Origin of the sequence: Runella limosa DSM 17973 (genome assembly GCF_000482465.1) — a bacterium.
Taxonomy (GTDB): domain Bacteria; phylum Bacteroidota; class Bacteroidia; order Cytophagales; family Spirosomataceae; genus Runella; species Runella limosa.
The window spans coordinates 120,691-143,873 of the sequence record NZ_KI519420.1 but is presented as its reverse complement, the minus strand read 5'-3'; the positions used below and the strand labels follow the sequence as shown (position 1 = coordinate 143,873).

General features: G+C 44.9%; 19 protein-coding genes. 7 read left to right on the top strand and 12 right to left on the bottom strand.

The genetic code is table 11. From position 1 onward, the window contains the following. Nucleotides 1-5 precede the first annotated feature (5 nt). The 4 genes from K339_RS0110510 (at nucleotide 6) to K339_RS0110495 (ending at nucleotide 5,052) form a co-directional block, all read left to right on the top strand. The gene (locus K339_RS0110510) at nucleotides 6-2,063 is read left to right on the top strand and encodes a ComEA family DNA-binding protein (protein ID WP_028523537.1); all 2,058 of its coding nucleotides are present in this window, start codon (nucleotides 6-8) and stop codon (nucleotides 2,061-2,063) included. A gap of 95 nt (nucleotides 2,064-2,158) precedes the next feature. Further along, nucleotides 2,159-2,674, top strand: coding sequence for a hypothetical protein (locus K339_RS0110505; protein ID WP_028523536.1), 516 nt, complete (start codon nucleotides 2,159-2,161; stop codon nucleotides 2,672-2,674). Between the two features lie 91 nt (nucleotides 2,675-2,765). Further along, on the top strand, nucleotides 2,766-3,980 hold the full coding sequence (mraY, locus tag K339_RS0110500) for a phospho-N-acetylmuramoyl-pentapeptide-transferase (protein ID WP_028523535.1): 1,215 nt from the start codon (nucleotides 2,766-2,768) through the stop codon (nucleotides 3,978-3,980). Nucleotides 3,981-4,164: 184 nt separating this feature from the next. After that, nucleotides 4,165-5,052, top strand: coding sequence for a porin family protein (locus K339_RS0110495; RefSeq protein ID WP_028523534.1), 888 nt, complete (start codon nucleotides 4,165-4,167; stop codon nucleotides 5,050-5,052). Between the two features lie 39 nt (nucleotides 5,053-5,091). Here K339_RS0110495 and K339_RS0110490 read toward each other — a convergent pair whose 3' ends face one another. The 6 genes from K339_RS0110490 to K339_RS0110465 all read right to left on the bottom strand — a co-directional run bounded on the left by K339_RS0110490 (nucleotide 5,092) and on the right by K339_RS0110465 (nucleotide 14,195). Next, nucleotides 5,092-5,397 (bottom strand): winged helix-turn-helix domain-containing protein, encoded by a 306-nt coding sequence (locus tag K339_RS0110490; RefSeq protein WP_028523533.1) that lies wholly within the window; start codon nucleotides 5,395-5,397, stop codon nucleotides 5,092-5,094. A 38-nt stretch (nucleotides 5,398-5,435) separates the two neighbouring features. Further along, a complete protein-coding gene (locus K339_RS0110485) occupies nucleotides 5,436-6,071 on the bottom strand; it encodes a hypothetical protein (RefSeq protein WP_028523532.1) in 636 nt (211 codons plus the stop codon). An 18-nt stretch (nucleotides 6,072-6,089) separates the two neighbouring features. Next, the gene (locus K339_RS0110480; protein WP_037300126.1) at nucleotides 6,090-6,464 is read right to left on the bottom strand and encodes a diacylglycerol kinase family protein; all 375 of its coding nucleotides are present in this window, start codon (nucleotides 6,462-6,464) and stop codon (nucleotides 6,090-6,092) included. Nucleotides 6,465-6,557: 93 nt separating this feature from the next. Further along, nucleotides 6,558-7,481, bottom strand: a complete 924-nt coding sequence (locus K339_RS0110475) for a hypothetical protein (protein ID WP_028523530.1) — start codon at nucleotides 7,479-7,481, stop codon at nucleotides 6,558-6,560. A gap of 1 nt (nucleotide 7,482) precedes the next feature. Beyond that, the gene (locus K339_RS0110470; protein ID WP_028523529.1) at nucleotides 7,483-8,613 is read right to left on the bottom strand and encodes a hypothetical protein; all 1,131 of its coding nucleotides are present in this window, start codon (nucleotides 8,611-8,613) and stop codon (nucleotides 7,483-7,485) included. A gap of 98 nt (nucleotides 8,614-8,711) precedes the next feature. Beyond that, a complete protein-coding gene (locus K339_RS0110465) occupies nucleotides 8,712-14,195 on the bottom strand; it encodes an alpha-2-macroglobulin family protein (RefSeq protein WP_157607554.1) in 5,484 nt (1,827 codons plus the stop codon). A 712-nt stretch (nucleotides 14,196-14,907) separates the two neighbouring features. Here K339_RS0110465 and K339_RS37535 point away from each other — a divergent pair. Together K339_RS37535 and K339_RS0110450 are read left to right on the top strand one after the other, a co-directional pair. After that, nucleotides 14,908-15,603, top strand: coding sequence for a sensor histidine kinase (locus K339_RS37535; protein WP_211243794.1), 696 nt, complete (start codon nucleotides 14,908-14,910; stop codon nucleotides 15,601-15,603). A gap of 3 nt (nucleotides 15,604-15,606) precedes the next feature. Further along, on the top strand, nucleotides 15,607-16,287 hold the full coding sequence (locus K339_RS0110450) for a LytR/AlgR family response regulator transcription factor (RefSeq protein ID WP_028523527.1): 681 nt from the start codon (nucleotides 15,607-15,609) through the stop codon (nucleotides 16,285-16,287). 27 nt (nucleotides 16,288-16,314) lie between these two features. Here K339_RS0110450 and K339_RS0110445 read toward each other — a convergent pair whose 3' ends face one another. Genes K339_RS0110445 through K339_RS0110435 form a run of 3 tightly spaced genes read right to left on the bottom strand, consistent with a single transcriptional unit; the run spans nucleotide 16,315 to nucleotide 18,557 of the window. After that, on the bottom strand, nucleotides 16,315-16,665 hold the full coding sequence (locus K339_RS0110445) for a DUF5615 family PIN-like protein (RefSeq protein ID WP_028523526.1): 351 nt from the start codon (nucleotides 16,663-16,665) through the stop codon (nucleotides 16,315-16,317). Next, the gene (locus K339_RS0110440; RefSeq protein WP_028523525.1) at nucleotides 16,662-16,892 is read right to left on the bottom strand and encodes a DUF433 domain-containing protein; all 231 of its coding nucleotides are present in this window, start codon (nucleotides 16,890-16,892) and stop codon (nucleotides 16,662-16,664) included. The genes K339_RS0110445 and K339_RS0110440 overlap by 4 nt, the downstream gene beginning before the upstream one ends. A 39-nt stretch (nucleotides 16,893-16,931) precedes the next feature. Further along, a complete protein-coding gene (locus tag K339_RS0110435; RefSeq protein WP_028523524.1) occupies nucleotides 16,932-18,557 on the bottom strand; it encodes an ABC-F family ATP-binding cassette domain-containing protein in 1,626 nt (541 codons plus the stop codon). 157 nt (nucleotides 18,558-18,714) lie between these two features. Between K339_RS0110435 and kynU the strand changes: the two genes are divergently transcribed. Then, complete coding sequence (gene kynU, locus K339_RS0110430; RefSeq protein WP_051397930.1) at nucleotides 18,715-20,001, top strand: kynureninase; 1,287 nt, start codon at nucleotides 18,715-18,717, stop codon at nucleotides 19,999-20,001. A gap of 61 nt (nucleotides 20,002-20,062) precedes the next feature. Here the strand turns inward: kynU and K339_RS0110425 are convergent, their stop codons facing one another. From K339_RS0110425 to K339_RS0110415, 3 genes are all read right to left on the bottom strand, one after another. Beyond that, on the bottom strand, nucleotides 20,063-20,671 hold the full coding sequence (locus K339_RS0110425; RefSeq protein ID WP_037300123.1) for a hypothetical protein: 609 nt from the start codon (nucleotides 20,669-20,671) through the stop codon (nucleotides 20,063-20,065). A 126-nt stretch (nucleotides 20,672-20,797) separates the two neighbouring features. Continuing rightward, nucleotides 20,798-21,643, bottom strand: a complete 846-nt coding sequence (gene lgt / locus K339_RS33320) for a prolipoprotein diacylglyceryl transferase (protein ID WP_037300120.1) — start codon at nucleotides 21,641-21,643, stop codon at nucleotides 20,798-20,800. Between the two features lie 204 nt (nucleotides 21,644-21,847). Beyond that, nucleotides 21,848-23,164, bottom strand: a complete 1,317-nt coding sequence (locus K339_RS0110415; protein ID WP_028523521.1) for a TolC family protein — start codon at nucleotides 23,162-23,164, stop codon at nucleotides 21,848-21,850. Nucleotides 23,165-23,183 lie beyond the last annotated feature (19 nt).

The following is a 23,183-nucleotide window of genomic DNA, read 5'->3' as shown; positions in this document are numbered from 1 at the left end:
CTCGTTTGAAATCACTACTTTTTCTCTCGTTTGGGGTTGGCTTAGTTGGAACCGTTTCCTATGCGCAAGAATTTCGCCGCCGCGAAATTGACCCCACTTCATTTGTTCAGAACCTCCTGCCCATCACGGCAGAAGACCTCAATTATGGTACGGTCTATGAGAATCTGATTCAGCTCTACACTGCTCCGCTCGACCTCAACACCTGCACGCGCGAAGAACTAGCCGCTACGTATCTCCTCAATGAACGTCAGCTTAATCGCTTCTTTGAGTACCGCGCTCAGTTTGGCAATTTCCTCTCTATCTACGAGTTACAGGCCATTCCCGAGTTTGAGTTAGCACTCATTTACCGATTGCTCCCCTTCGTGACCGTTGCTCCCCAAAACCGAAAATTATGGAATGGATTGACCAATCCTAGTGACCATTATTTTTTGGTAAGAACAGAGCAACTTTTGGAAGAAAAACGCGGGGCTACGGCAGATGCTCCCCAGTCACGCGATGGGACATTGCAGAAATTTGCGGGTAGTCCGCTGCAATGGTACGCTCGCTATCGCTACAGCCGAAGCCGCGACTTTAGTTTTGGCATTACAGCCGAAAAAGACGAGGGAGAAGCTTTTTCGTGGAAGCCTTCAGCGCACAAGTACGGCCCTGATTTTTTATCATTTCACGCTCAAGTACAGCACCGTGGACGCCTCAAAAATCTTATTTTGGGCGATTACCAACTCCAAGTAGGACAAGGGTTGATTTATTCGGCAGGTTTTTCGCTGGGCAAAGGTATGGAAACCGTCTATACCATTCGTCGCCCCACGACAGGCATCCGCCCCTACACTTCTGTCACCGAAACGGGCTTTTTTCGGGGTATCGCCGCGACTTATTCTCTTGGCAAACGTCTCGAACTCACCACGCTACTTTCTCGCGTTCGACAGAGTGGAACACTCACCACCCAGCAAACCGTCAGTTCGTTCCAAACCGATGGTCTTTTTCGTATTCCAAATGAACTCCAATATCGCGCCAACCTCACCGAACAAAACGCGGGAGCGCATTTGGTATATCATCTTGACCGTGGGCAGCTAGGTGCTACCTATCTTCATACTTCTTTTGACTATCCGTTGCAGAAAGCAGAAGCAACACGCAATGAATTTGAATTTCGGGGAAAACATAATCACCTTTTGGGACTGCATGGCAATTATGTTTGGCGAAATTTTCATTTTTTTGGTGAAACGGCACGCTCCAAAAGCGGTGGAACGGGTACCGTTGCGGGCGTACTCGCCAGCCTCACCAAACGCTGGGATGCGTCGCTCCTTTTTCGGAATTTTGACAAAAACTTCCACAGTTTTTATGCCAATGCTTTTAGTGAAAACAGCCGTAATATCAACGAAACTGGACTGTATTTGGGGGCAAAATACAGTGTTCATAAACGCCTAAAATTAGCCACTTACGTTGACCTCTATCGCTTCCCTTGGTATAAATATTTAGTCGATAAACAGCCCACCAAAGGCTGGGATTATCTGGTACAAAGTACGTGGACACCTTCCAAAAAATGGACGTTGTACGCCGTTTACCGCCAAGAGCAAAAAGAAAAAAACATCGCGTCTGATTTGTCAAAACAAAAATTTGTAACCCAAACCCTACGCCGCACCCTTGTACTGAATGCCGAATATGCTCCCCACCGCAGTTGGTCGTTTCGCAGTCGAATCCAAGGAGGGACCTTTGGCTACCACGGCTTCAAAGCCGACAAAGGATGGTTAGTGCTGCAAGAAGTAACGGCCAAGTGGAACAAGTTGGCGGCTACCGCCCGCGTTTCTGCGTATAATACCGATAGCTACGACGCTCGCCAATACGCCGTGGAGCAGGATGTTTTATACGCGATTTCGATGCCTGCTTATTACGAACGTGGTTTTCGGCATTTTGTGTTGCTGCGGTATTCGGCAAATGCGCACACGGATATTTGGTTGCGGATTTCGCGCACAACCATGCCCGAACGCGAAGCACTCAGCTCGTATGTGGACGAAATCCAAGGTACAAATCGAACAGATATTAAGTGCCAAGTACGCTATCGCTTTTAGTGATTTTCAACAAATTTAACTTTGGCATAACTTTTGATAAGTGATGGATAACGTATCTAAAAGATATATAACCCTCTGCTTTTCAATTGTTTTTTATGAATCGTTTTTACCGCTTTGGAATTTTAGGGATTTTAATGATTGTATTTTTAGGCTGGATGATTAATTGTACTGGCACAAAAACTGCATCGCATACCCCCTCGTTTATTAACCTCAATACTTCCGAAGTAATTACGTCGGGCTGGATTGATGCCAACCAATGGGTGACAACGACGGTGTTTGGCTTACCCGCTCGCACTTGCGAGCTAACGTCCAAACAACTGAGTACGTCGCTGTTAGAAGAAAATCAATTGTACGTCTATTCTAAAATTGACGAGCAAGTACATCCGATGCCTTTTAACATCCGCCAAAACAGCGCCGAGTTGCGTTTTGACTATACGATGCCAACGCCATCTACCCTAAAAATTGTGATGATTGGCTTGAAAGGAAACCTAAAACCCATGGGTGAGCAGCAGTATCGCTACGTGTTAATTCCAAATTCGTTGGTCAAAAAATCTCCGATTAATATGGGTGATTATGAGATGGTAAAAACAGCTTTTCATTTAGAAGACTAATTTCTTTTTCTGATTTTCTTAAAAATGCCTATACTTGCCGACATCGTGCCAAGTATAGGCATTTTTGCGTTTGCCTAACCTCCAATTTACTATGCTTTATTACCTATTTTCGTATTTAGACAAGACCTTCAATTTCCCTGGGGCAGGGGTATTTCAATATATTTCGTTTCGGGCGTTAGGAGCTACCGTCACTTCGCTCCTCATCGCGGCCATTTTTGGGCGGCGTATCATTGATTTTTTACGTACCAAACAAATTGGCGAAACTATCCGTGACTTGGGCCTTCATGGACAGATGGAGAAAAAAGGAACGCCAACCATGGGTGGGTTTATCATCTTGGCTTCTTTGTTGGTTCCCGTGCTTCTTTTTGCCAAACTCTCCAACGTGTATATCGTTTTACTGCTCATCACGGCGGTTTGGACAGGCTTGATTGGGTTTGTTGATGATTACCTCAAAAAATTCAAAAACAACAAAGAAGGACTGCACGGAAAGTTTAAGGTAGTGGGTCAAGTAGGACTTGGGCTGATTGTGGGTATTACGTTGTCGTTTAACCAACACGTTAAAATTCGGATTTATGACAAACCACTCATTAGTTCGGCCATTGGCGAGGTTCAGCGTTATAATGACCTCATTAACCCTACCGTGACCACCCTGCCTTTTATCAAAAACAATGAGTTTGACTATTCAAACCTTCTTTTTGGACTTCTTCCCGACAGCTATTCTTGGATTATTTATACCATCGTAGCCATTTTCATTATTACGGCTGTTTCCAATGGCTCCAACATTACTGACGGCATCGACGGCCTAGCGGCGGGTACTTCTATTATTATTGGACTTACGTTGGGCGTTTTGGCCTATGTATCGGGGAATGCCAAGTTTTCGCAATATCTCAACGTCATGTACATTCCTAATTCGGGAGAGATGGTAATTTTCATTGCTGCTTTTATCGGGGCGTGCATTGGGTTTTTGTGGTACAATTCCTACCCTGCTCAAGTGTTTATGGGAGATACGGGTAGCTTGATGCTCGGGGGCGTCATCGCCGTTATTTCATTGGCTATTCGGAAAGAATTATTGATTCCGATTATGTGTGGAATTTTCTTCGCCGAAAGTCTCTCCGTCATTATGCAAGTGAGCTATTTTAAATATACCAAGAAAAAATTCGGCGAAGGTCGGCGCATTTTCTTGATGTCGCCACTTCACCACCATTTTCAGAAAAAGGGATACCACGAAGCCAAAATCGTGGCGCGTTTCTGGATTGTAGGCATTATTTTGGCCATTGCCACCTTGGTTACGTTGAAACTTCGCTAACCAAATACATCTTTTTTTTAGAACGGCGAGCAACTTCTGAAAGTCACTCGCCGTTTTTGTTTTACACATCCAAAACAAGTAAAAACACGTAGATAAAAACCGTACAATCCCTCAGAAGGGTACGGGTAAAAATCTGCACTTTTGTAAACTTTTTAAATCAGTGTTTTCCTAACTCCAACAAATCATGAATAAGCTCTCGACACTGCTGCTGTGTGCCGCTCTTTTTGTTACTGGATTAACTACCCTTGCTCAAACGCAGACAACCCCAACTATGCAAGAGCAATATGATAAACTCCACGGAATCAAGCCTAAAACACCAACGACTGATAAATCAAAAGAAAAATCGAAAACTACTACTCAAAAACCTGAGAAAACAACCGCTCCCTCTAAACCTCCCAAGCAGGCCAAAACGGTTGAGCCAGCCAAGCCCAAACCTACTAAGCCTATTATTCCTGCACCAGCCCCCGCGACAGCAAGCGAAGGTGGATTTGGGATAAAAGTGGGCCTTAGAGGCGGTGCCAATTACAGTTCTATCACTTCAGATGCCATCAAAGCCAGCGGAATCACCGTTGATCCTCTGTTGGGCTACCACGGCGGGTTGGTGGTGGAACTCGGTGGAAAAACGTTTTCAGTTCAACCCGAAATTTTGTACTCTCAAACAGCCTATAAAATCAGCGCCTCGCAAGCTGGAAGTTTGCTCGTGGGCGAAAGTCGTGTCAACAGTGTGACCGTCCCGCTTTTGTTCAAAGTATCGCTTGGCAATGGCCCAACGAAGTTTTTTATCAATGCAGGAGGTTTTGGGAGCTATGCCCTCAGTGGTAAGGCAAAAACCACCTTTAGTGGCATTACGACCACCACTGACTTGAAATTTGACTCGGATGATCAACGTCTCGAATACGGTGCTGTGGGAGGTGCAGGGGTATTGTTGGGACTTGGAAGAGCACAATTGCTCATTGAAGGACGCTACTACTACGGTCTTGGCAGCAACGGTGATGTCCCCGCTGCGAGTAAAATGTTTACGCGAAACATTCAAGGGTCAGTAGGGCTATTGATTCCGCTTGGGGGGAATTAGAGAAAAAGACCGTGTGGGCTCTTACTCACGCGGTCTTTTTTATTTTGTTTCTTGAAATGTACCTGAGCGAATAAATGCTTCTAGGGTATTGAGGTGCTGGGTAAAAGCCGTACGGCCATCGTCGGTAGCAGCGTAGGTAGTATTGGGTTTTCGTCCAACAAATTGTTTTTGAACACTTATATACCCTTGCTCTTCGAGCGCGCGCAGGTGTGTAGCGAGGTTTCCGTCGGTCAGTTGAAGGAGGTCTTTGAGGGCGTTGAAACTCAACGACTCATTGACAATCAACACCGACATGATTCCTAACCTTGCCTTACTCTCAAAAGCTTTATTGAAATGTTCGAGCATTTAGTGTGTCTTTTCTTTAGTTGCAGTAGGGTAATCTGCTAGCGTTTTATGTCGTACTTAAAATACATGTAGGTTCCATAAACAATGTGAAGAACTCCAAATCCTAGCGCCCAAACCAGTAAGTTATATCCCGTCATAAACAACGAAATTAACCCTAAAATTACTTCACAAATACCCAGGTATTCGACATCACGAACGGTGTATTTACTAGCATTGAGCAGGGCTAATCCGTAAAAAATGAGGGTTGCGGGAAAACTCACCCACAAAATACCACGATAGAACATCGCTAGGCAAAAAATCCCTCCCGTTACGAGCGGAATCATTAAGCTAATGATCAAGCGTTTTGATGTACTATTCCAAACGCTTTGACCCGACTTTTTTGCTTTACGAATGGTAAAGAATACCCCAAAAATTAATGCTAAAACCAAGACGATGGTTCCATCGAGGAGCACAAAACGCATCATTTCACCACGGGTGAGCTCCGAAACGTGACTCGCACTTTCGTCATTGAGTGAGTCGGTCTTGAGCCGCAGATAAGCAATAAAAGCACCTGCAAGCGCTACTATCCCTGCAAATATCCCTGACAAGCCGCTTAAAGACAGGAATTTTGACGAACGCTGCATCAAATCCCGAATCTCGGTCAAGGTTTCTAATGATTGATTGTGAGAATCCATCTGTTTATTTTATGGAATTTACATATTCAAGAACCAACACCACAGCTTACCACCAAACACAATCGCTCCCACCACTACAGCCACTACCGATGTTATCATTACTCCTGCCGCCGCCAAATCTTTGGCCGCTTTGATTTGTGGATGGTAGTCGGGGGAAACCAAATCACACAACTTTTCAATGGCCGTATTAAACGCTTCTGCTGCCCAAACTGCTCCTACCACTATCGCCACCAGCGCCCACTCAAAGCGCTCTAACCCAAGCACAATTCCCAACAAAACTACTCCAAAAGCCGCAATAAGGTGAAAACGCGCATTGTTTTCGTAACGAAATAGTGCTACGACTCCTTCAAAGGCGTAGCTAAAACTACGAATCATTTTGCGAATATCAACCATCGAATTTATTCATTCAAAACGCTTTCTACTGACAAAACGTTTTTTTCGTTTGATGCAAAGATAGGGAGAAGACATCAGAACTACGAAGAATGCTTATTGAGCATCCTGAATAAAAGCTAATGCTTCCGTACACCACATTGTAATTTTTTTATGTAAACTATCAGGCAATGTATCCACAGTGAGGCAATCCATGATACGCATTCGATCAAAAACGAGCCCTGCATTTTTGACCTTTGAATAATCGACAATTGGGTAGTTTTGAGAACAAAAAAACATCTTAATAGGCTCAATAACAGGGGTATCTATTAGCCACTTTTCACAAAAAGCGCGTGGTTGTAATTCAATCGTCGCTTGGTCGTCAAAAGTAGTTCCAGTTTTACATTGTCCAAATCCAATCAATTTAGACCAGTATTTATCCTTAAAATCAACCCAGACGACTACATCAAGTTTATCATCTTTCGGTGAACCTGTTATTTTTCCTCTGCCCTTATATCCAGCGCCTTCTCCTATTTGAGTGCATAAATCATTGATTTTTTCTTTGAACCCTCCCTGAACAGCCGTGCCAAACACCATACTTTGTGAATGTACTCCAAAATAGTTTTTTACAACCTCAGCAGAAAGGTATTCCAATAGTTCAGTGCCATCAATATCGCTATGTTTTTTGTGGGCATTCATATTCAACCGAGTACTCAATAAAAGATACACATATACCCAGTATTCCGACGTATTGTTAACAACATCCAAACGATAGCCTCCTCTTTCTAGCTTAAATGGATATGCCTCACTTATCATGGCTCTTCTTTCTATTTCTTGCGAAATTTCTTCTGTTTTTGCCAACGCTTGGTCTGTTTCATCTTCAATTCCTTGCACCAAAACTTCATCATTTTGAAACAGTAGTTTGTTTATTTTACCCAATAAAGAAATACGCCCGTCTTTGATACATTCAAATTCGAGGTAATCAGTCAGTACTTCAACGGAGTCTTCTAGAGTTGGTATTTGAGAAGGTAGCTTAAACATCCTAACTAGTTACGCGTTTTTTGGGGCCATCATTTTGTTTTTGTTGCTCCGAAAAGCGTTTTTCCATGAACTCGTAAAGAGCATCGGCTAATTCTGCAATATCTCCCGCTATCTGAAGTGCTTCCAACGAGCCGTCGTATGTAATTGAACTATACGAATGTGCCTTTTGTAGCTCTTTTTTTGCCGCTACAAGGCTTTGCTCAAAAATATCCTTTTTAGGTTGGCTAACTTCATACGCATATACAAGTGGACTACCGTCTTTCAGTAAAATAGTGGCTTCATTATTTTTCAAAACTGCATCTAATCGCCTCAGATCAGGGTTTTGAGACTGAACAATCGGCGCAGTTTTTCGAGATTTACTCCCAAAAAGCCACACCAATAATTCGCCCAAATCTTCTAATTTATGCTCAGGAATAGGGTGTTCTATATTTTCTTTTTGTAGCTGTAGGTACTTCTGTATTCCTTCATACCCAAGGCCGTTAAAAAGATGAGAGAAGAATAAACGACTACCTAACACATCCGCCGTATTAAAAACCGCTTTTTCTTCCGCCTGCTGGATGACTCGATAGCTTTGGTACAACTTCTGAACGGTGTGGTTGGTATCACCTATTTGTAATGCTATTTCTCCCAATGGAACCCCAAATTCTTTGTGAATTTGGGCAATATACTGGGCTTTGGCATAGCTACTCCACTTGGCGGCTCCATTGATATGCTTAAAACCGATAAACCTCCAAGCTTCTTCGCGCGAACTGACTTTTATCGCTGGCAACTCACGAAGCGTTTGTTTAATGGTAGATGGCACATTCTGGATAACGCTTTCATTGAGTAACCCTTCCACTAGGCTTGGCGCTAAAATGGCTTTGACCGCTGCCAAACGGCGATTTCCCTCTACAACAACCCACTTCTGTTCTTGTCCATTTTTTTCCTCCATGACGATAAGCTGTTCATGTGGAAAAAAACCACTAGCTGCTATAGACAACACAATTTCATCTACTGCCATTATTTCCCACAATAATTTCAGAATCGCCTCATCCGAGGATTTGTCCTCATCCGAAAATTCTGCTAATCGTGGATTTTTACGGTCAAAATGTAAGTCTTCAACCTTAAAAGAACTTAAGTATGGAATAGCCATAGAAGAATTGTATTATTTGAACTAATTACCCCTATTTTAAGAATAATTAGCTCAAATTTAGTTATTCTGTCCTATTTTGTCGTTTATTTTATTTCTACTTAATCCACTTTTACCTTTCCACCGCCCGAATAGCTACGGAAATCGCCCGAGTACATGGCATCGGCACTTACGGGGCCAAGCGTGAATGTACCTTTGGTAATCACCCTAACCATGTAATAAAACGTTTTGGGTGCTGACGTAGCCGTGGTGTAATAACTGATGCGGTCGTCGCGAATATCAAAATGGTCAGGGACTGTAGGCGCCTGAATCCACGGCATATCGCGGGGTTCGGTCAAACGTGGGTTTTCGATTTCGAAAGATGCTGGGAGTAAATCCGTCACCACCACGTTTTCAACTGGCGAGCCGTCGGTGCTACTCAGGCTAATCTTCACCACCACCAAGTCGTTTTGTCGGAACGTGCTTATTGGTTGCCCAAAGCGATTGAAGAATTGTTTACGTACGCGCAAACCTGCATCTTCTTCGGTGTACGCACCCGTCGCACTGATGCCCTCCGTTTGAGCAAACCAATAGACCGAACCTTTGCCCGAAGCCACTCCTACCCCGTGCAGAGGGCTGTTTGCGGCAATTGTCAACTCTTTTCCGTCAAATTGATACCCTTTGCCGTTTATCGTCAGCTTGGCCGTAGCCGTGCTACCCGCGTTTTTCTTGGCCAGTTTACCCAACGCCAAAAACGAGAACGCCGCTTCTTGGGTGTTGAGATACGAACTCGACGCCATTGCTTCTGATAAACGACGTGCTAGTTTCGGAATTTGGAGGTTATTCGGGTCGGTTTCAATGAGGGTATTTACCGTCAAAGCTAAATTCCGAATCGGACTAGCAAAACTTCCACCTAGCCCTCTAGCTCCTACTGGAGGCACATAATCGGCGGGTAATAACGCCTTATAGCTACGTTCGTCACCGATTTGCTTGTACGCTGCCGCCAATAAATAGCGCGTGTCGAGCGTCAATAACTGTTGATTTTGTTTGTAATAATTCATCGACGCCCGATTGGCTTTTCCACCCAAGGCCAAGGTATATAATGAATACATGGTCGTGCGGCTCGCAATCGTCAACTGCGTATAGCCGCCTGTTTCGTTGTAAACGTAATCATATTCCGTAGCGGCTGTTCCTGCTTTGGTCGTCAGGTAGTCCAACATTCGCCCCAGCGCCGACGTATTTACCTCAAAACCTGCCCGCTGCGCTTCCAACAAAAAGTGTGTTGCGTAGGCAGTACCCCAGGCCGACTCTTCGGTACTAGCAGGCCAGTAGCTTACTGCGCCGTTGGGAAGCTGCATGCTCTCTACTTTCTGAATCGCCGCTTGCACGTTGAAAGTAGGATTAAAATCGCTTTCTCCTGCTTTGACAAGGTAGGTTTTGGGAGCAATCGTTTTAGCCAAATCCCCAAAATAAAGCTGAGGGAATGCCTTCGAAATGGTTTGCTCGATGCAGCCATGTGAGTATCCCAAAAGATAATCAAGGGCTTTGGCGTATTGTACCATCGGAGAACGGCTTACTACGATTCGGCTCGTTACGGTTGACGGTATAAAATCATTGCCTCGCAAATCTATCGTGGCGGTACTTCCCCCCGCAATTACTCCCGATTGGCTCGCTTTGAGTAAGGAGGCCGCAGGACGTACCGTCAACTCCGTTTTTTCGACAAATTTCTCTTTGCCATTATTCACCGTTACCACCACCGAGCCATTGCCCATGGCCTCGGCCGCTTTGATAGTAAAATACGTTCTGGCTTCTTTTTCAGGGGCAATGCTTAGGCGCTGAGATACCTGGCTAACGGCCGATAATTTCCCGCTAATGGCAATACTGGCTGTGACATTGGCCGCTGTTTTTTCAGTATTACTGATATTTACGGGGACAATTACCTCATCAGTCGGACTCAAGAACCGTGGCAGAGCCGTACTAATTACGATGGGGTCGGCGACTTTCATGTTTTTGTTGGATGACCCAAACGCATTGTCTTTGTATGCGACCGCCATAATGCGTAAATCTCCCGAAAACTGCGGAATATCGACTTCAAATTCAGCTTCACCGCTCAAACCCGTTTCTAGTTGACCCGACCAATAGGCCACTAGGTTGACGCGCCCATTGGAAAGCGGGTTAATGCGTTTTTCCAAATCATAGCCATCCCCTCCGACGCTACTCATCGACGCCAAAGAGAGCTCAGGGAATAAAAACGGATACAAATCGTGGCTATTGACTTCTAAGGCTCGTTTTTGGTAGAAAAACCCGTGAATATCGGGCGTTTGGAAGTTTTTGATTTGTAAAATTCCTTCGTCCACCACCGCGACCGTTACTTGCGCATTGCGGGCGGTTTTGATTTTTATTTTCTGCTTGGTCTTTGAGCGTGATTTCTCTACGGCCACAATCTCTACGGGAAGTTTGGTATCGTCGTCTTCGACCTTAACGGAAGCAAAACCGTGCGCGACCGTCAAAGGGAGGTTCGAGTTATCCAACGGTCGAATCAACGTGGCCGTAATGTAGGCATTGGGCAAATGAGCATCGCCCAGCTTGAATGTAAACTCGGCCGACTTGTTGTCAGTCTCTAAGTAATGATGTTCCAACACTTGATTGCGCTCCACCGTCACCAACAGCTTTCCTGCAAATGGCGTTTTGAATAACACCGTTGCTTTATCTCCGACTTGGTACGATGGTTTATCGAACTCCATCAATACTTCGCCTTCGTTGCTTACTTCAAACGACGACGCGGAGGTGCTTCCCCAGCCGTAGGCATAAAAATTGGTAACGGAATAACCCGCCACTCCGTTTGCCCGCCGAATTCGGACTTCATATTCGCCCGATACCGTCGGAACGTAGCGAACTTCGGCTAGTCCATTTTTAAACGATACAAGGTTGGAATACACCACTTTTTCGCGCTTTTTAGAAGCATAGCGGAGCTGGTCATTTTGTTTCTCAACAACCGTTTGGTACTCCATCCGAACAATATCCACTTGGGCCGTAGCGGTGGCTTTAGGGCGCCCGTCTTTATCGACCGCTACCAGTCCAATCGGTACGGGAGCATTGAGCCCAACGTAGCTATCGGGCATTCGTACGCCATAAAATACGTCTTGCGTAAAGACATCAAACCGTTTGAGGCGATTGACGGGGCGGCCTGTTTCGTCAAAAACGGTTACGTATATTTTTCCTTCCAATACCCCTACGTCTTGGTAAGTGGCAGGCAGTACAAAACCTTCTTTTGCGACACCGTTGTCGTCGGTTACCCCTTGGCGCACGGTATTTTCGTATTTGCTATTGTTGGGTATGTCAAAAATATATTCCTTGTATTTTTCGGCAAAAAAGGCTTTTTTCTTCAGCGAAAACTCCATTTCATAGTTTCGTCCCGAAGCAGGTGGGCCAAACAAATTGAGCGCTGTGGCTTGCAGCTGAATCGTCTGCCCCGTTCGATAATATTCTTGGTTAGTTTTGGCGTCTACCTTAATACGGTCGGGCATAAATTCTTCAATGCTCAATTTTTTGGAAGTCAACAGTACATCATTGGCATTATATACCTCCACGCTGTAGCTTCCCGTTACGGCGGCCTTGTCAAGTGCCACCGAGGTTTCAACAGCACCTTGACCGTTGGTAGTTACCCGAAACGTTTTCAATTCTTTTCCGTTGGGCAAAATCACTTTAATTTTCAGCGGAATTTCACCCACGCTTTTCCAGTTTTGTTGACGAACGACCGTATTAAAGTGCACCGTTTCGCCTGGGCGATAAATATCACGGTCGCCATAGACAAACGCCTCAAAACCCGACGTGTTATCGCGCTTACCCTCTACTTCAAAGCGCGACGTTTCGACTTGTGTATCTTCCAATAGTAAATAATTGAAATCCTCATCGGCTTTATCTTTCGACTCAGCCGTCCGCGCCACAATCATCGCAATCTTAAAGTTGGGGGCTTTCTCCGATAGTTTTTCAAACTTGGCAATCCCATTTCCATCGGTTGAGCCCGTCACTACGGTTTGGTTGTTGGTCGATACTAAGCTGATTTCTAGCTTGTTTAGAGGTTCGGCCGTTTTTATTGAATTGGCAAACACCCACAATTCATCTTTACCCTGTTTGGCAATGAGCCCAATGTCCGACAACGACACCATTTTAATGGCGCGGTTGTACTGTTCATCTTTCGACTGCACCGTCACCACATAAATTCCTCGAAACTGATTATTGGCATCGGGAAGCCCCAAATTAAGCGCCGAAACGCCCTTTACTTTGGGCAAATTGTCAGTTTCTACGGTTTTATCCACCACCACATCGCCGTACACTTGATTGTAATCTTCGTCGTAATTATAATTACCCGTTGGCCCCCAATTATCCTCTCCCCCGCCTAAGTATCCGTATTCTTCATAACGGTTGCTACGGAGGTACTGCAAAATGTTATTTTCGTAAATCTTCGCAATTTTTACCTGTACTTTAGGGATGTTTACAATCTGTACCCCTACATTTCGTGAACCTTTAGAAGAAAGGTAAATGGCTTTTTTGTTGATAAACGAAATACTAGCAGGCATCAACCCAAAAAACAAATCTTTACTGACGGGCTCGTCCAAACGCGCTCCCAATACCCCTTGTACTTGGTCGGTGAGGGTAAGCACATAGGTATCGGTTTCGTTAAAATCTCCTCGAATGACAAACCCATTTTCGGTGAGTTCGGCCTTGGTCTGTACGGCAGGCTGAATGGTGTAGTACGTGCTCAAATCCTCGTTTTTCAGTTCTTGCGTCGTGACGATCCGAACCATCGCTCGGTTATTTTCAAAACCCGTTTTGACATCCTTCACTTCGAGCGTTGTTGCCGACGGAATCGTGCTAGACAATGCCAAGGCCGCATTACTCGTGTATGATGTATTGGGCACTTTCACCCCCTTCTCCACCGCGACCTCAAGCGGCTGCTCATTTTTGTCGGCCGAGGCGTCTCCCAGCGCTACGGTGACGGTAGGCGCATTTTGAGTAGGCACGATCGCCGAACTCAGCTTTTTCTCCTCGCTTTTGACGCTCAATTTCCCCCCAATTTCTCCGCTGCTCACGTCATAGTTAAAATACAATTTGGTCTTTGCCAACGGCTTACCCGTCTCCCGCGATTTTGTCCAATAGGTTTCGGCTTCGGTCAATTGGAGATACGGTGTATGAAAGGCAATATCTTCCCCCGATACATCATACCGTTTGTCGATGGTCTTCTTGGCGAGTTCTTTGCTCAACTCGGCACGGTATTCGGTGGCAGGTTCAAAGCCACTCGCGGGCGAAAAAACCAGCTCGTTGGGAGCTGTCCACTTAAATTTTCCCGCCACGGCAGGCACAAACTCCACAAACTTGGTTGCTTCCCAACTGTTGAGTTCGGAGGTAGGCACAATATCCTTATTAAAGGTAAAAACTAGGTTTTGGGCGAGGTTGATTTCATCTTCAAAATTTCGACCTACGACCCGTATTTCGTTGAGTTTTCCACATTGTGAGAGGAAGGTGGTGGAAAAAAGCGTGAGTAGAGCGAGTAACCTCACCCTAAATCCCTCTCCTGCTAGGAGAGGGACTCTGAAGTGCTTCATAAGGGAGCGCATTGGAAAGACGGTTTAGAATTTGGCCAATAAACGATGAAAGTTCGGTAAATTGTGAACAGTACGCAACAAAAACAAGGGGGCAATTATTTGGCGGCTTCGCAAGTGCCTTTTGCGCTATTTTTTGGGGGATAGAGCACGTGATTTTGGTGAGTTGCCACATTTATTTTTATAGTCCCGCTGGTTGTAGTTGTTTTGGGACATCATCTTAAACCACACAGCGATGCACATCAATAAATGGCGATTGTTCTGGATTCATTATGGGTTTTTATTACTCTTCCTTTTAATATGGGCAGTTTTAACACATTCTTACTTCAACTTGCATGTTGAAAATGCAACCATTTTTATACCATGGCAGAGTATTGCTATACATCTATTTGCAACTAAAAATGCTCCATTCATTAAAGCATTATTGATTGTCTCAATATCAACCTACTTTTACTTATTTATTTTTCAGGATTTAGTCCAAAAACAGTTTAAACGTTTTGCTATTAAATTTTGCCTCTTTGTTGGAGCCCTAATAATACTACAAATTATTCTGTGGGCTTTTTACGATTGGCTTCTCTTCAATTACACCTACGAATATGAAAAAGAACAGGCTTGGATTGAAACCCAAAAGGAAAACGGAAACCTTTTCCGCCCTTTTTCAGCTCTTTTGATTGATTCGTTTCATATCCTTACCCAAAACAGATTTGTCTATGGCTTGCTTGTTTTAGGAGTGGATGATATTATCTTCTATCTCCTCTACACCGCCTTTTTCACCCTCGTCATGTACGTTTGGCAAAATCGTAAGCGGGAAGAGGCACTGGAAAAGCAGCAACGCGAAGTAGAAATTCAGTCCTTGAAAGCGCAGTTAAATCCCCATTTTTTGTTCAATTCGCTCAATACCATCTACAGTTCAGCTCTTTCTGAAAAAGATACCCCAACCGCGCAGTTAGTCCAACAGCTCTCAGGAATTTTACGGCACAGCGTCGAAGAGGTTCGCCACGAAAAAACGTCGTTGGAAAAAGAATTGGCATTTATTGAAAAATACCTGGCTCTCCAACGCGCTCGCTTGCCTCAACACTCACACTTATCCATCAATACGTCAATCCATTGGGACCAAGAACCTGCCGACATCGCACCGTTGCTGTTGATTCCCTTCATTGAAAATGCTTTCCAATACGGCATTAGCTTGGACCAACCGAGTTTTGTGGCTATTCGTTTAGAAATTGAGGACAAAAAACTCCACCTGCGCGTCGAAAACAGCCTTTTGACGATACCTAGCCACCAAAAAGGGGCAGGAACGGGCTTACCAAACGTACAAAAACGACTGCAATTGCTGTATCCTCACCAACATACCTTGCGGTTTGGCCCCGAAAAAAGTACTTTTCTAGTAGATTTGACGCTTCAACTGTAAACCATGAACGTTTCCTGCATCGCCATCGACGACGAACCTGCGGCCTTGACCATCATCGAAGAGTACGCGGCACTCATCCCGTTTTTAACCCTAAAACAAACCTTTTTAAGCGCCAAAGAAGCCTTGGCTTTTTTGAAAAAAGAACGGGTAGATTGCGTGTTTTTGGACATCAAAATGCCCGATTTACTTGGCACCGATTTCGCACGGATTCTGCAAGGGCAAACGCAGGTTATTTTTACCACCGCCTACCCCGAATTTGCCGTGCAAGGGTTTGACGTACAGGCGTTAGACTATTTGCTCAAGCCCATTGAATTTAACCGTTTTTTACAAGCAGCCAACCGCGTATATACGCCATTGAGCCAACGGGTGGAGGGACAAAGCTACATTTTTGTCAAAGAAGGCTACGATTGGGTACGCGTGCCCCTAAGCGAAATTCAATATATCCAGTCAGACACCAACTTGCTGTTTATTTACGAACGCAGCCGTCGCGTTATTACACGCATGACTGTCACCGAACTGCTTCGCATTTTACCTGCCGAACGATTTCTGCGCGTTCATAAGTCGTACATCGTTGCCATCGACGCCATTCTCAAAATCGAACGCCATCAGTTAGTATTACCCAAAATCACCATTCCCATTGGTGAATCTTATCGTGAAAGCGTGGAGCGGTTGTTGTTGGGGTAAAAAACAAAAACCGCTCGTTTGAGCGGCTTAATTTCTAATTCGGATGTAATTTTCGTCGATGACTGTAAAAGCTCCTTGAAAACCTGTCCCATGTTGACGAAAAGCGTCGCACACAATCTTTACTTTTTCAAGTGTGGGCATTGTATCCTTGAGACGCACTAAAACAATGCCGTTGTGTTTTTTACGATCTCTGTAAACCAAATCGCCGAAATCTTTATCTCTGGTCAGTAGAAGTCGGTTTTCACGCAAAGATAAATCCAGCACCCCTTCGTCGGGTAATGACGGCATTTCCTCCGCAATATATAAAACATCGAAACCCGTCTCTCTTAAACCTAAGACAAGACGGGCTTCAATCCCTTCATCTGCGACAATTTTCATGACGCTAATTTGTAGAATTTCATATCTTTAACCGCTTCCGCTGCAATGGCAAGCGCTGCATGAATGGCTTCACGAGACAGCCGTGGATAGTCTAAAAGTAATTCTTCCTCGGTTTGACCTGCGGCTAACTTTTCTAAAATTAACTCAACAGGAATGCGAGTACCTTTGATGACGAGCTTTCCCATCATTACGTCGGGGCTTGACTCTACAAACTTTGCATAATCCATAGCAGGTTTCATTTAAACGTAAAGCATTACTTCTCACCTCTACACCAACGCTCCATACAACGCTTCTCGCTGGGCTTTTACGCGTTCGTCAGTGATATATTCGTCGTAGGTCATCATCTTATCCAAAATACCGTTCGGGGTGATTTCGATGATACGGTTTGCGACCGTTTGAATGAACTGGTGGTCGTGCGAGTAGAACAACATCGCCCCTTTGAAATCAATCAAACCATTGTTCAATGCCGTAATCGACTCCAAATCCAAGTGGTTGGTAGGGTCGTCTAACGTGAGGAAGTTGGCCGCCGAAAGCATCATTTTCGACAACATACAACGTACTTTCTCTCCTCCCGACAACACGCTTGCTTTTTTGAGCGACTCTTCGCCCGAGAAAAGCATCCGTCCCAAGAACCCACGAATGAAGCTTTCGTCTTTTTCTTTCGAGAACTGACGTAGCCAATCCACCAAGTTATCTTCGGTTTTGAAGAAATGATCGCTGTCTTTCGGGAAATACGCGTTGGTAATCGTTACACCCCATTTGAAGTCTCCCGCATCGGGTTTGATTTCCTCGTGCAAAATTTCAAACAAGGCCGTTATTGCCAAGGTATTACGCCCGATAAAAGCAATTTTATCTTCGCGATTCACACGGAACGAGATATTTTCAAACAACTTCGTACCGTCTTCGGCTGTTTTGGATAGACCTTCTACGGCCAATATTTGATCTCCAATCTCGCGCTCAGGCTTGAAGTTGATGTACGGATACTTACGCGAAGAAGGCTGAATTTCGTCCACGTTGAGTTTGTCCAACATTTTCTGACGCGCCGTTGCTTGTTTTGACTTCGCAACGTTGGCACTAAAGCGGCGGATAAACTCCTCCAATTCTTTGCGTTTTTCGTCAGATTTTTTGCTTTGATCGGCACGTTGTTTCAACGCCAACTGGCTTGACTCGTACCAGAAAGTATAGTTACCACCGTACAATTGCACTTTGCTAAAATCAATATCAACCACGTGCGTACACACTTGGTCAAGGAAGTGACGGTCGTGGGATACGACGATGACGATGTTTTTGAAGTTGTTCAAGAAGTTTTCCAACCACATGACCGTTTCTACGTCCAAGTTGTTGGTAGGCTCATCGAGTAACAAAATATCAGGGTTTCCGAATAGTGTCTGCGCCAACAATACCCGCACTTTTTGGCTTGGGTCGAGGTCAGTCATTTGGGCAAAGTGAAGGTCTTCCTTAATTCCTAACCCACTTAACAACGACGCTGCTTCGGGTTCGGCTTCCCAACCATTCATTTCGGCAAATTCTGCTTCAAGGTCAGCGGCTTTCTCACCATCGGCTTCGGTAAAGTCTTCTTTGGCATAAATCGCGTCTTTTTCGAGCATGATTTCGTACAAGCGCTTGTAGCCCATCATCACCGTTTGTAAGACTTGGTATTCGTCAAACTCAAACTGGTTTTGCTTCAAAACCGCCATCCGCTGGCCTGGCGTAATCGCTACGCTTCCCGTTTGAGCATCAATTTCTCCCGAAAGAATTTTTAAGAACGTTGACTTACCTGCTCCGTTGGCTCCAATCACCCCGTAGCAGTTTCCTGGGTTAAATTTAATATTTACTTCGTCGAAAAGCACTCGTTTACCGTAGCGCAACGACACATTTGAAACCGTTACCATTTAATGAATTGATATTTTCTGTGAAAGATGGTGCAAAATTACGAATTTTTCGGGTGAAAGTTGGCACTTACCCCTACTCTGTTTGAAGAGTTTCTTGGAGGTAATTGTTTCAAATTTAGGGTTTATGTAGGTTTGTACATCAACAAATGACATTCCATTGAAGACGCTAGACCTACGCTCGCTTTCGTCAGATGAACTTCACGCTTGGGCTTTGCAGCAAGATGCCGCCGACCCACTTCGCAAGTTTCGTTCTCAGTTTCTCATTCCTGAACGAAACGGCACTCCTTTGACTTATTTCTGCGGCAATTCGCTTGGTTTACAGCCTAAAACGGCCCGAACGGCGGTTGAACAAGAACTTACTACTTGGCAGCAACACGGCGTGGAAGGGTGGTTTGAAGGAGAAAAACCTTGGCTCGGCTATCATCGGTATTGCCAACAAACGCTTGGACAAGTCGTGGGAGCTTTGGCCGAGGAAGTTTGTCCGATGAATCAGCTGACGGTGAATCTCCACCTAATGCTAGTTTCATTTTACCAACCAACTCCTCAACGATACAAAATTTTGACCATCGCAGGCGACTTTCCATCGGATCAATATGCCCTTGAAACCCATCTAAAATTCCGTGGATATGACCCTGCCGATGCCCTCATCGAAGTAGCTCCGCGTAGCGGTGAATACACCATTCGGCTTGAAGATTTGCTCCATGCCATCGAAACCCACGCCAACGACCTTGCGTTGGTCTGTATGAGCGGATTAAACTATTATACGGGTCAGGTATTCGACATGAAAACCATTACTGAAAAAGCCCATTCGTTAGGCATCCACGTCGGGTTTGACTTGGCTCACGCCGCTGGGAATATTCCGGTACAGCTGCACGATTGGGGGGTTGACTTTGCCGTTTGGTGTTCGTACAAATACCTAAATTCTGGCCCAGGCGGGGTATCTGGCGTGTTTGTTCACCGAAAACATCATTCTTCCAACCTTGTACGCTTGGCAGGCTGGTGGGGCTACGACGAAAATCGCCGTTTTGAAATGACCAAAGGGTTTGTACCCATGGAAGGCGCCGCTGGATGGCAGTTGAGTACCCCCAACATCATGGCCTTGACCGTTCACCGCGCTTCGTTGGCTATTTTTAAAGACGCAACCATGCCTCTTATTCGTCAAAAAAGTGAGTCGCTGACAGGATTATTGGCGGAAATTATCCGTCGATTGAATGAATCGGGGGCTAAAATTGAAGTGATGACACCCACCGAACCCTCGCAACGGGGAAGTCAGCTTTCGCTGTTGGTTGAGGGAAAAGGGAAAGTAGTTTTTGATTATTTGGTCGAAAACGGTGTGATTGGCGATTGGCGCGAGCCCAACTGTATCCGCCTTACTCCCGCCCCGCTTTATAATACCTTTGAAGAAGTGTGGAGAACAGGAGAAATTTTACGGGCAGTGATTTAAGACATACCTTCCCGAAAGTTTTGAACTTTCGGGAAGGTATGTCTTGGAAAGTCTCAACCATTTATTTCAAATCCGCCAATTTATCCAAATCAATATCGCCAAGTACCGACTTTATTTTATCGATACCCACGCCATTTCCGCGCACATTCACGATGTAGCGATTGGCGACTAGCACCGAAATTTCACCGTCTTTTGAGTCGGAATTGTATTTTTCAAACGCTTTGTGACCGTCGTATTCGGTTGTTTTCTCGTAACCGTGTTCGGTTTCTTTATCCACCGATGCCATCGACCAAGCTGCCATTCCCATAAGCGCTACGCCCGTACCTGCTACGTCCACAATTTCGACATCAATGCTTTGCCCGTTATCGTCGCTGTAATCGGCCTTGGCGGTAGATACGCCGAATCCCATCGCGGCGGTTTTCTCACTTGAAGCCTCCTTGCGTTTTAATCCATCGGCATCGGCGGGGAGTAGTGCTTTCAGCAATTTAGGGTCAACCGTTTCTTTAGGCCCTTCTTTCGACATTTTCTCGGCTTCGTCCGCTATTTTTTGCAGGGCTTCCAAACCATTTTTAGGTTCTTCTTTGGCTTTTTCTTCTTCCGATTTCCCAGCACAGTTCCACAGTACAACCGATAATGATAACAGTAGGGCTAAAAACGAAATCTTTTTCATGAGTTCAGGATGATTTTTGTGAATAAAAAAAGGGGAACATAATGTCCCCCCTAAGTTACGTATTTTCTAGCACGAGGCCGAATACCATTTTTTAAAATTAGTATTCGGTTACAGCTATCTGGTATTTCACCCAATGCGGTTGGCTTCTTCTACCGAGGCATCAGTAAATATCTTTTGCTCTTTGTCTTTATTCTTGAGGGAATATACCAAGAAAAACACCCCTAATAATACCGCAGGAACGCTCAAAATTTGTCCCATATTAAAGGTGAGTTCGTTTTCAAAAGCCACTTGGTTTTCTTTGAAAAACTCAATACCAAAACGAAGCCCAAAAACCCAAATTAGGAAGATACCTAACAATAAGCCCTGCGGAGTTTGTGCTTTGCGTTTGTTCCAAATCCAGAACAAAAGCAGACACAAGACCAAACAGGCAATGGCTTCGTATAATTGGGCTGGGTGGCGCGGGTACTGCGTAAACTCAAAGTTGTGCGTAAAGACAAAACCCCAAGGCATGGTCGTTACTTTCCCTACAATCTCTGAGTTCATCAGGTTACCCATCCGAATAAAACAGCCTGCCAAGGCAACGGTAATCACAATACGGTCAACCACCCACAAAAAGTTGATTTTTTTGGAACGAGCATAAATAAACAAGCCCAACAAAATACCTATGGCGGCTCCGTGACTTGCCAAACCCGCAAACGGAGGCGTAATGACTTGAAGAGGGTTTTTAAGCAGAACCTCGGGTTCGTAAAACAAGAAATGGCCAAATCGTGCTCCTATAACGGTCGTAATCACCATTGTCAATAAGAGCGAGTCCAGTAACGTTTCTTTTAAGCCTTCCTTGCGAAAAATGTGGGACATGATGCGCTGGCCGACCAAAAATCCTGACGCAAATAGCAATCCATACCAGCGAATCGAAAAACTACCAATGCTAAAAATTTCGGGATTAACATCCCAGATGATGTAGCCAAACATAAATGACTGATTTTGAATAAAGGTATCAATGATACTAAAACCTCTACAAAAATCAACAAAGATTATTAGAAGTACATAATGCTTTGGCTCGAAATGTTGAAATTAGCACCTATCCTACCAACAAACTACTGACTATAAGCGAGTTAAATATATAACGTTAAAAAAACAAGTTCAAATCGGAGGTTGCTTATAACCTCCGACTCATTAAAATTCCCACTTACCTTTTTGGTAAAAGTCCATGATTTGACGTTGAAGTGTCAATTCATAGTTGGAACGAATGGCATTGGCCTCGGCGCGAGCCAAGTTGGCTTTAGCGAGGGTATATTCAAACACACTGGCCGTTCCAGCGGTTAATCGACTTTCGGCGGCTCCAAAATTAGCCCTTAACGACTCTACTTGGCTTTGCGCTGCTGCGTAGCGGTCGATGGTCGCGGCCAGTAATTGCGTTCCTTGTTCAATCGCTTGGCGAAGTTGTTGTTTGACCGTACTCACTTGGTTTTCCGCCAACTGTTGCTGTACTTTTACCGTTTCGACGCGGGGGCGTATCTGCCAACGTCCCATGATGGGTACGTTTAAGCCCAAACTCAACGAGCCGTTTCGGGTAGCGTCCAATTGCTTGAAATAGCTACGTTCGGCGTTTGATGACGCATAAAAAGCCCCAAAATTTCCCGACAGACTCAACGATGGCAAGTTATTGGCTTTGACGGCCTTGATTTGGCTCGCAAAGCTTCCCAAACGCAATTCACTGCTTTTGATTTCTGGCAACATCTTGACGGCATCCTCATAGATACTCTCGGCACTCAATGTCGTTGCCGCTACATCTCTTGATTCGACAGGGGCAAAAGTAACTGTGCCATCGGGTGGCAAATTGAGCAATTGAAAGACTGATAGACGGGCCAATTGTTCATTATTACGGGCTGTTACTTCGTCAAATTTATCATTTGCCAACTGCGCCTTAATTTCGTACAAGGTATTTTGACCTACCGTTCCTGCCGCTAATTGGCGCTCTACCCGCTCTACTTGCTGCTGCGACGACGTTACTTGTTCTTGGGCAGCTTTGTGCAAGGCTTCGGTCGCCAAAACTTGGACGTAGGCTTGCAACAATCGGATGATTTGCTGATTGAGGGTCGCTTCTTGGTTTTTAAGGGCGGCATCACGCAGGGCTATCCCCTGCTGAATTTGGTGCTGAATCTGGAAACCTTGAAAGAGCGGCATCTGAAAACCGACCCCTACGTAGTTGGTATTATATACTTGGTCGATGTACCCGTTGGTAAAACGGTCGATACTGCGCCCGAAGTTCAGGTTTTGACCCGCATTAAAACTCATCTGCGGCAACTGCTGCGATTTGTTTTGCTGCAATTGGGCCGACGCTCCCCGCGCTTGTAGCTGGCTCTCGCGGTAGGTAAGGTTATTTTTTTCAAGAATACTTACGCACTCTTTGAGCGATACCGTTTTTTGTGCCATCACGGAAGTTGAAAACGCCAACGCTCCTATGGCTATCACCAATTGAATTGTTTTCATTGAATTTCTACCAATAAAT